This window comes from Salinivibrio sp. MA607 (assembly GCF_001996245.1).
In the GTDB taxonomy this organism is placed as follows: Bacteria; Pseudomonadota; Gammaproteobacteria; order Enterobacterales; family Vibrionaceae; genus Salinivibrio; species Salinivibrio costicola.
Window position 1 is genome coordinate 1 of sequence record NZ_MUFJ01000047.1, and the last position, 7,226, is coordinate 7,226.

At 39.9% G+C, this 7,226-nt stretch carries 9 protein-coding genes and 1 riboswitch; of the genes, 6 read left to right on the plus strand and 3 right to left on the minus strand.

The window, feature by feature from the left end; translation table 11 throughout:
- The first annotated feature begins 218 nt into the window (after positions 1–218).
- Positions 219–374: riboswitch (molybdenum cofactor riboswitch) on the plus strand.
- From moaA to BZG81_RS15075, 6 genes are all read left to right on the plus strand, one after another.
- The gene (gene moaA / locus BZG81_RS15050; protein ID WP_077677765.1) at positions 364–1,335 is read left to right on the plus strand and encodes a GTP 3',8-cyclase MoaA; all 972 of its coding nucleotides are present in this window, start codon (positions 364–366) and stop codon (positions 1,333–1,335) included. Its footprint overlaps the riboswitch before it by 11 nt.
- Before the next feature lie 4 nt (positions 1,336–1,339).
- Positions 1,340–1,924: a molybdenum cofactor guanylyltransferase gene (gene mobA, locus BZG81_RS15055; protein ID WP_077677766.1), complete on the plus strand. Its 585-nt coding sequence runs from the start codon at positions 1,340–1,342 to the stop codon at positions 1,922–1,924.
- Positions 1,917–2,453 carry a molybdenum cofactor biosynthesis protein B gene (moaB, locus tag BZG81_RS15060; protein WP_077677767.1) on the plus strand — a complete coding sequence of 179 codons (537 nt, stop codon included), beginning with the start codon at positions 1,917–1,919 and terminating at the stop codon, positions 2,451–2,453. Before mobA ends, moaB begins: the two co-directional genes overlap by 8 nt.
- Before the next feature lie 2 nt (positions 2,454–2,455).
- Positions 2,456–2,938, plus strand: a complete 483-nt coding sequence (gene moaC / locus BZG81_RS15065) for a cyclic pyranopterin monophosphate synthase MoaC (RefSeq protein ID WP_077677768.1) — start codon at positions 2,456–2,458, stop codon at positions 2,936–2,938.
- Positions 2,931–3,176, plus strand: a complete 246-nt coding sequence (locus BZG81_RS15070; RefSeq protein ID WP_077677769.1) for a MoaD/ThiS family protein — start codon at positions 2,931–2,933, stop codon at positions 3,174–3,176. The genes moaC and BZG81_RS15070 overlap by 8 nt, the downstream gene beginning before the upstream one ends.
- 2 nt (positions 3,177–3,178) lie before the next feature.
- On the plus strand, positions 3,179–3,637 hold the full coding sequence (locus BZG81_RS15075) for a molybdenum cofactor biosynthesis protein MoaE (RefSeq protein WP_077677770.1): 459 nt from the start codon (positions 3,179–3,181) through the stop codon (positions 3,635–3,637).
- A gap of 38 nt (positions 3,638–3,675) precedes the next feature.
- On the opposite strand, the gene moeA is transcribed toward BZG81_RS15075, so the two are convergent.
- The 3 genes from moeA to BZG81_RS15090 all read right to left on the minus strand — a co-directional run.
- Entirely contained in the window at positions 3,676–4,908 is a 1,233-nt protein-coding gene (gene moeA / locus BZG81_RS15080; RefSeq protein WP_077677771.1) for a molybdopterin molybdotransferase MoeA, read from the minus strand.
- 1 nt (position 4,909) lies between these two features.
- Positions 4,910–5,569, minus strand: coding sequence for a two-component system response regulator NarL (gene narL, locus BZG81_RS15085; RefSeq protein ID WP_077677772.1), 660 nt, complete (start codon positions 5,567–5,569; stop codon positions 4,910–4,912).
- On the minus strand, positions 5,562–7,226 hold a 1,665-nt coding region (locus BZG81_RS15090; RefSeq protein ID WP_131826441.1), incomplete at its 5' end, for a histidine kinase. The genes BZG81_RS15090 and narL, both read right to left, overlap by 8 nt.

The following is a 7,226-nucleotide window of genomic DNA, read 5'->3' on the forward strand; positions in this document are numbered from 1 at the left end:
GAGTGGGGCACTGAGCGCATTATTCTCAATGTTTATTCCTACGTCGATTATTATGTTTTATCCAGACATGTCTTTATTCATTTCATTTTTACTTGTTTTGAAACTAACTCTAGTGCTACCTTTAGTCAAGAAGCAAACAAATCAATGACTTGTCCGATACTCCTTTGTGGGTATACATAAAGGACTATATAGTTTTGGTACATCAGAGACTATAATAAGACTTTAATCAACCCGAAGCACATTGTCGTCTACGTACAAGGTACACCCGTATTTGTATATGAGCAATGAGCCGTAGTATTTAGTGGATGCTACCGGGTTGGCTTGGGAAACCAGCCAGCCTCCCGGATTTGGAAAGGTGTTGACATGCTATATGACGCATTTGGTCGTAGGTTCGAGTATCTACGCCTATCGGTAACAGATTTATGTAATTTCCGTTGCAACTACTGCCTACCCAACGGTAATGATTGCAATGCTGGCAAAAACGAACTGTCACTATTTGAGATAGAAACTTTACTGCATGCGTTTTCTCTTTTGGGAACCTCTAAAATTAGAATAACAGGTGGTGAGCCAACATTAAGAAAAGATCTTTGTGATATCATCGCTATTGCTGCATCCACAAGTGGCATAAAGAAAGTGGCGATGACGTCTAACGCCTTTAATCTTCCCAAAACTCTACCTAAATATATCAAGTCAGGACTTTCAGCGTTAAACATTAGTGCTGACTCATTAAATCCATATCAGTTTCGAGCCATAACGGGGAAGCAAAAGCTGCACTCGGTCCTTGATACCATTGATCTCGCTCTAGATAGTGGTTTGGATAACGTGAAAATTAACACTGTATTGATGAAACAATACAACTTAGACCAATGGGAACAGTTTTTAGCCTTTACAAAAGATAAGGAAGTTACTTGGCGTTTCATTGAGCTGATGCGTACCGGCGACAATAGTGATTTTCACCGAAGTCAACACGTAAGTGGACAGGTGCTGCAAAATCGTCTTATTGAGCAAGGTTGGAAAAAGACACAAAAAGAAGCGAATGCAGGTCCAGCAGATGAATACTCTCACCCTGACTATACTGGAAAAATTGGCTTGATCATGCCCTATAGTGAAGAGTTTTGTAAGTCTTGTAATCGACTTCGAGTTTCTTCTACCGGAAATTTACACCTATGTCTTTTTGCTAGTAGCGCATCAAGTCTTCGAGACAATTTGTGTCGAGGAGATATTGTTGGTACGAAAGAACAGATCGAAGTATTGCTACAGTATAAGCGTGAGAGCCATTTATTACATCATGATAATAGTGGAATGACAAAAAACTTGGCGATGTTAGGCGGCTAGTATCATGAGTAATGATAAAGAGAGAAAGGTTGTCGGTGTGGTACTGGCGGGTGGGCTGTCTAAAAGGATGGGGGAAGATAAAGCACTTCTTGCTTATGGTGCCCAGCGTCTTGTTGAAAGACAAGCTACCATACTGAAACAGTCAATATGCGACGAGGTTATTATTTGCGCAGGTGATAAAGAGTATAGCGATATTCGCGATATATATTCAAATCGAGGTCCTTTGGGAGGTATTTATTCTGCAATGATTTATTTCCCTCAATCTATTCTCGTTTTTATACCTATAGACATGCCGCTAATAACTTCATTGACAATAACCTCTTTTATTCGTGAGGTTAAGAAAAAAAATGAGTCAAAAAAAATATCTAAAAATAATGTTTTTCCTTTAGTTCTAATAAACAGTAAAAGAGAAAAAGAAATCATCAATCACGTTCTTAAGGAAAATAGAAACCTTTCTGTTAATCGTGCGTGTGACAATCTTGCAATAAATTACGGTGAGTTATGTGTCAATCATGATGAACTACACAATTGTAATACACCCGAAGAATGGCACTATGCGAAACACCTATTGGAGAGTATAAATGGCTGATCACACATCAAACTTTGTTCCTTTGAACGTAGCGGTGCTCACTGTTTCAGATACCCGAAAAAGCTGTAATGACACCTCAGGTAATTTTTTATCTTTATCGGTAAAAGAGGCCGGTCACCATGTTAATGAACACCTAATCGTGCGTGATGATATCTATGATATTAGAGCGGCTGTGTCTAGATGGATAGCTGACGACTCGATCTCTGCCATAATAATTACTGGTGGTACAGGGTTTAGTGAGCGAGATTCGACACCAGAAGCGATTAAGCCTCTTTTTGATAAGGAAGTTGAAGGGTTTGGTGAAATATTTAGGTTGGTGTCTTATCAAGAAATCGGCACCTCGACCATTCAATCTCGTTGTGTAGCAGGTATCGCGAATAGAACAATTATATTTGCTCTACCTGGATCAACAGGTGCATGTAAAACAGGTTGGAGAACGCTAATCAAGGAACAGTTGGATGCCGAACATGGTCCATGTAATTTTGTTCCTCATATTGCTGATACGAATAAATGTGTGTCGAGAGGCTAACTATGTGTGAATTTAGTCATATTAATGCTACAGGCCAAGCAAACATGGTCGATGTCAGTAACAAAGGTATAACGAGGCGAGAGGCAGTTGCGATCGGCTCTTTAAAAATGTCACCATCGACTGTAGATAGCATAAAAGAAAATCAGATTAAAAAAGGGGATGTCCTTTCAACGGCTAGGATAGCAGGGATCCAAGCAGCAAAAAAATGCTCTGACCTTATCCCACTGTGTCATCAACTGAATCTATCAAAAATATGGATAGACTTTGAGCTCGTTCCTAACGGTATTGAGATTAGTTGTGGTTGTATTTTAGATGGCAAAACAGGGGTTGAGATGGAAGCATTAACCGGTGTCTCGGTAGCGGCGCTTACCTTGTTTGATATGTGCAAAGCTGCCGATAAAAACATGGTTATCGAAGGGGTTTACGTACGACATAAATCGGGTGGACAGTCTGGTAATATAGACAGAGGAATGGATTATGATTGAAATCAGGTTTTTTGGTTTGCTGAGAGAGAGGATAGGTGAAAGCGCCATTAATCTTGAGATACCAACCCCTCTATCTGTCTCTGAATTGATAAAATACCTAATCGAACAGAACACAGCTTTTTTATGGCTTAATGATCTTGAGGTAATATCCGCGGTCAATCATACGATTGTAGAGAGCGACTTTTCGATCAATAAAAATGATGAAGTCGCGTTTTTCCCGCCAGTTACTGGGGGCTAATTATGTATAGGATTCAAGAAGATCATCTAGATATAAATCAGCTTACTCAAACACTGACTGAGAGCAGCAGCGAATGCGGTGCCATTGTTACCTTTGTTGGCCGAGTGCGTGGGAGTTCTGAGAAACATAGAAGTGTCAAAGAGATATATTTAGAAAGCTATCTATCAATGACAAACAAAGCAATGATGGAAATTACCGAGGAGGTCCAACTTAGATGGAGTGCAGTAGAAAAGATTTCTATTGTGCATCGCATAGGTGTGATTGGGCTTTGTGAACCAATTGTATTTGTTGGTGTGTCCAGCAAACATAGAAAAGATAGCTTCGAGGCAGCCAGCTTTATTATGGACCAGCTAAAAATATCAGTACCTTTATGGAAAAAAGAAAACATTGAGGGACAAGGTTGGGTGTGGGTAAGCGCTAAACCTTCAGACAAGCAAGCGGCTTTGCGCTGGCGTCTATAATGGAAATTAGGGTGACGTCATCTAGTCACCCCTTAGTCTTATAAACCGGGAATGAAGGCAAAGGGAAGCACCTCAACACTGACCCCCTCCGCGACATCCTCACTATCTTTCGGTAAGCGAATGAGGCAGTTAGCTTTGCATACAGACATAAGTAATGCCGAGCCTTGTGCCCCTGAGCTTGCGACGCTTAATTGTCCTTGCTCGTTTATTGAATAAACACCACGTTGGTAATCTGTGCGCCCAGGACGTTTTTTTAGCGATGTGGTTAATGTGGCGGTGAGCCATTGTGGGTAAATGGTGGAACTACCGCTCAGCTTTAATAAACCTGGAATAGCTAGGATCTGACAGGTGAGCAATGCCGATACTGGATTACCTGGTAAACCGAAAAATGGGGTAGTTCCCACATGTCCAAAAGCAAACGGTTTACCTGGCTTGATAGCTAATTTCCAAAAATCAATGTCACCTTGTTCTTTGAGTACTTCTGTTGTGAAGTCTGCATCTCCAACCGATACACCTCCCGATGTTATTATCGCGTCAGCATCCTCTGCTTTTTTGATTGCTGTTTCTATCGCTTTTTTATCATCAGGAATGATGCCAAGATCTATAACGTTAAATCCAGAAGTTTTGAGTAGGTGAATAAGCATTGGCTTATTTGAGTCATAAATAAATCCAGGCGATTTGGTCTTATTGACTGAGATTATTTCATCACCAGTTGAGAAGACAGCGATGGTGATAGGTTGGTATACATTAACTTCTCTCATACCAAACGTTGCCATAATAGCTATATCGGCAGCATTGATCTTTTTATTCTTTTTGAGTACAACTTGCCCCTCTTTTATGTCTTCTCCTTTTAATCTGATATTTTGTCCGGCTTGAGGGGCGGAATGTACCTGGACTCTTTTTCCTTGAACTGTGACTTTTTCTCTCATTACAACAGTATCTACTCCTTCTGGAACCGTAGCCCCCGTCATAATTCTTATGCATTCACCGCTTTTGATGGAGCCCCTAAAGGGATGCCCAGCTAATGACTCCCCAACTTCTTTAAATTCACTATGACGCTTGAAATCGTCATGAATAAATCCAAATCCGTCCATTGCTGAATTATCACAAAAAGGCGTATCAAAGGGTGCAAAAATATCCTCAGCGAGGTACCGACCACCCGCAATGTCTAACTGAACGATTTCAGTTTTGTTTTTAAACTCAATAGCATCTACGATTTTTTCTTGCGCATCTTCGACTGTTAATACCGATGCTTCGTTACAGCATTCCATTTCAAACCTCTTTATCTTCGTTAACCATCCAAACCGCGGCTTCTACTCGGGAGCGTAGGTTTAACTTTTTTAGTAGGTGCTTTACATGCACTTTGACTGTCCCATCAGATATATCTAGCTCTCTGGCAATAAGCTTGTTACTCAGTCCTTTTGCGATCAATTTGATGATTTCTTTTTCTCTGGCGGTGAGGCTTGACAATGTTCGCTGGTCACTGTGGGGAGCAGGCTGGCGTAGTGCGCCCGCAAGTGTTTGTGTGAGTTTAGGACTGATTGCCATTTTTCCCACAGCCGCTTGCTTAATGGACTCAACGATATCGTCAGGATCCATATCTTTTAGTAAATATCCGTCAACACCTAACCTTATCGCTTCGACAACATCATCATCTTGGTCAGAGACAGTTAACATGATAATGCGTCCTGTATAACCAGAATCTCTGAGTGCTCGTATCGTTTCTAATCCATTCATGCCGTCCATATTAAGATCTAACGTTACTAAGTCTGGGTCGAGCTCTGTTACCAATCCGACCGCATCATAGCCAGAGTCAGCTTCTCCAACCAATTTTAAGTCATTATCCAATGAAAAGAGTTGCGACAAACCTCTGCGAAAAACAGGGTGATCATCGACCATTAAGATCGTCCCAATTGATGAATTTTCAGTCATAAGTTTTCTCTACATCTAAAGGAATGTTAAATTCAGGTTGGAAGTCAAATCTAACCTCTGTACCACCTTTTGCGTGATTACCAATTGTAAGCGTGCCTTTTAAGCTTCTACTCCTTTCCTTCATAATAGCAAGACCATAGTGGTTTTCTTTTTTGGCTGATGTATCAATTCCGATCCCGTCATCATGAATTAACAAAGTGACGTAACCATTTTTTTTGCGACTTGTAAGAAGAATAACGATTTTACTTCCTTCGGAATGATGAATGGCATTCTGTACTGCTTCTCTAGCGATTTGTAGTAGGTGAACTTGCTCAGTAGCAGAAAAAGGTGTATTTTTAATTTCATTATCAAATTTAATTTCTTTATCACTGAAACGATCTGATAATTGTTTAAAGCTTTCCTGGAGTGCCTCGTGTAAGCTACTACCCTCAAGTTTTAATCTGAAAGTGGTTAACAGTTCTCTGAGTTCCTTATATGCACCATTTAACGCAGTTTTTATATCTGAAATCGTATTCTCGATACTGATATCAACCGACGGATCAGTGAGTCCTTTTTGTAATACGGCAACCTGAATTTTTAAATAGGAAAGTGCTTGAGCGAGAGAGTCATGTAACTCACGCGCGATAACGGTACGTTCACGAGCGAGTGCTAATCGTCTACTTTCGTCTTGGCGGTGTTTTAAACTCAATGTGATCGCAAACTGCTCTGCAACAGACTGAATAAGCTGTGATTGCCAAGGCTTGAGTGGTTCATGGTTACGAGATACACAGTTCAACACACCGAAATGATTATGATCATAAACGAGAGGAAATGTGTAGGCTTCCTCGGATTCCAGTGGACTATCGAAGCTTACACAATCACTGCAATCTCGATTGCGGCAACTCAATGGCAAAATACTCTTTTTAGTATTTAAATGATGGTAGGGTTTCGTGCCATTTTCTGTCATCAGACATAGCTCTAACCCTTCAATGCCTGTTACTTCTGACAGTTTCGAAAGATGTGGTTGAAAATCAATATTGCTTCCATGGGAGTGATTGGATTTATTGGAAATAGAGTAAAGTAGTTGAATAGACTCATTGGTTCTTTCTAGCTGCTTTGTTTTTTTTCGCACTTTCTCTTCCATGCGAATATGTGAGTCATTAATAGCTCTAACCATTCTGTTAATGGTTTTGGCAAGAATTGATAGTTCGTCATGACCATGCTCATCAGCTTGAACTGTGTAGTCACCTTGACCTATTTTAGTCGCTATTATCGTTAAATCTGAGAGTGGTCGTCTAATGAGATGGTTGACCATATAAATCGCTAAGAATATAAATGAGATTGTAATTAAAAGAGATGCGGCTTGTATTTGTCTGATCAAACGGTTATTGTCTTCAGCATGTACTTGATAAGTTTTTACTAGATGGTCGATGTTAGCAACGAGTTCGTTTAATTTTTTTTCTAGCTTATTCAGTTTTTGGTTTGTTAGATGTGAATCTAAAATTAGCGGCTTAATTTCATTGTTCCAATCGTACCAGATAGCGTCATGTAATTTTTTCTTTTCCGTTTTTTTAGTAGCTTGCATTAGTACAGGATTAGACAATTTTCTCTCAAAATCACTTATTAAACGATCTATTTCTTCAGATTTATTATTAGTTATTTTCTTATTCAAAATAAG

Bases quoted from the DNA above. Each gene is read 5' to 3' on its own strand.
- moaA (WP_077677765.1), top strand. From the start codon at position 364: ATGCTATATGACGCATTTGGTCGTAGGTTCGAGTATCTACGCCTATCG.
- mobA (WP_077677766.1), top strand. From the start codon at position 1,340: ATGAGTAATGATAAAGAGAGAAAGGTTGTCGGTGTGGTACTGGCGGGT.
- moaB (WP_077677767.1), top strand. From the start codon at position 1,917: ATGGCTGATCACACATCAAACTTTGTTCCTTTGAACGTAGCGGTGCTC.
- moaC (WP_077677768.1), top strand. From the start codon at position 2,456: ATGTGTGAATTTAGTCATATTAATGCTACAGGCCAAGCAAACATGGTC.
- BZG81_RS15070 (WP_077677769.1), top strand. From the start codon at position 2,931: ATGATTGAAATCAGGTTTTTTGGTTTGCTGAGAGAGAGGATAGGTGAA.
- BZG81_RS15075 (WP_077677770.1), top strand. From the start codon at position 3,179: ATGTATAGGATTCAAGAAGATCATCTAGATATAAATCAGCTTACTCAA.
- moeA (WP_077677771.1), bottom strand. From the start codon at position 4,908: ATGGAATGCTGTAACGAAGCATCGGTATTAACAGTCGAAGATGCGCAA.
- narL (WP_077677772.1), bottom strand. From the start codon at position 5,569: ATGACTGAAAATTCATCAATTGGGACGATCTTAATGGTCGATGATCAC.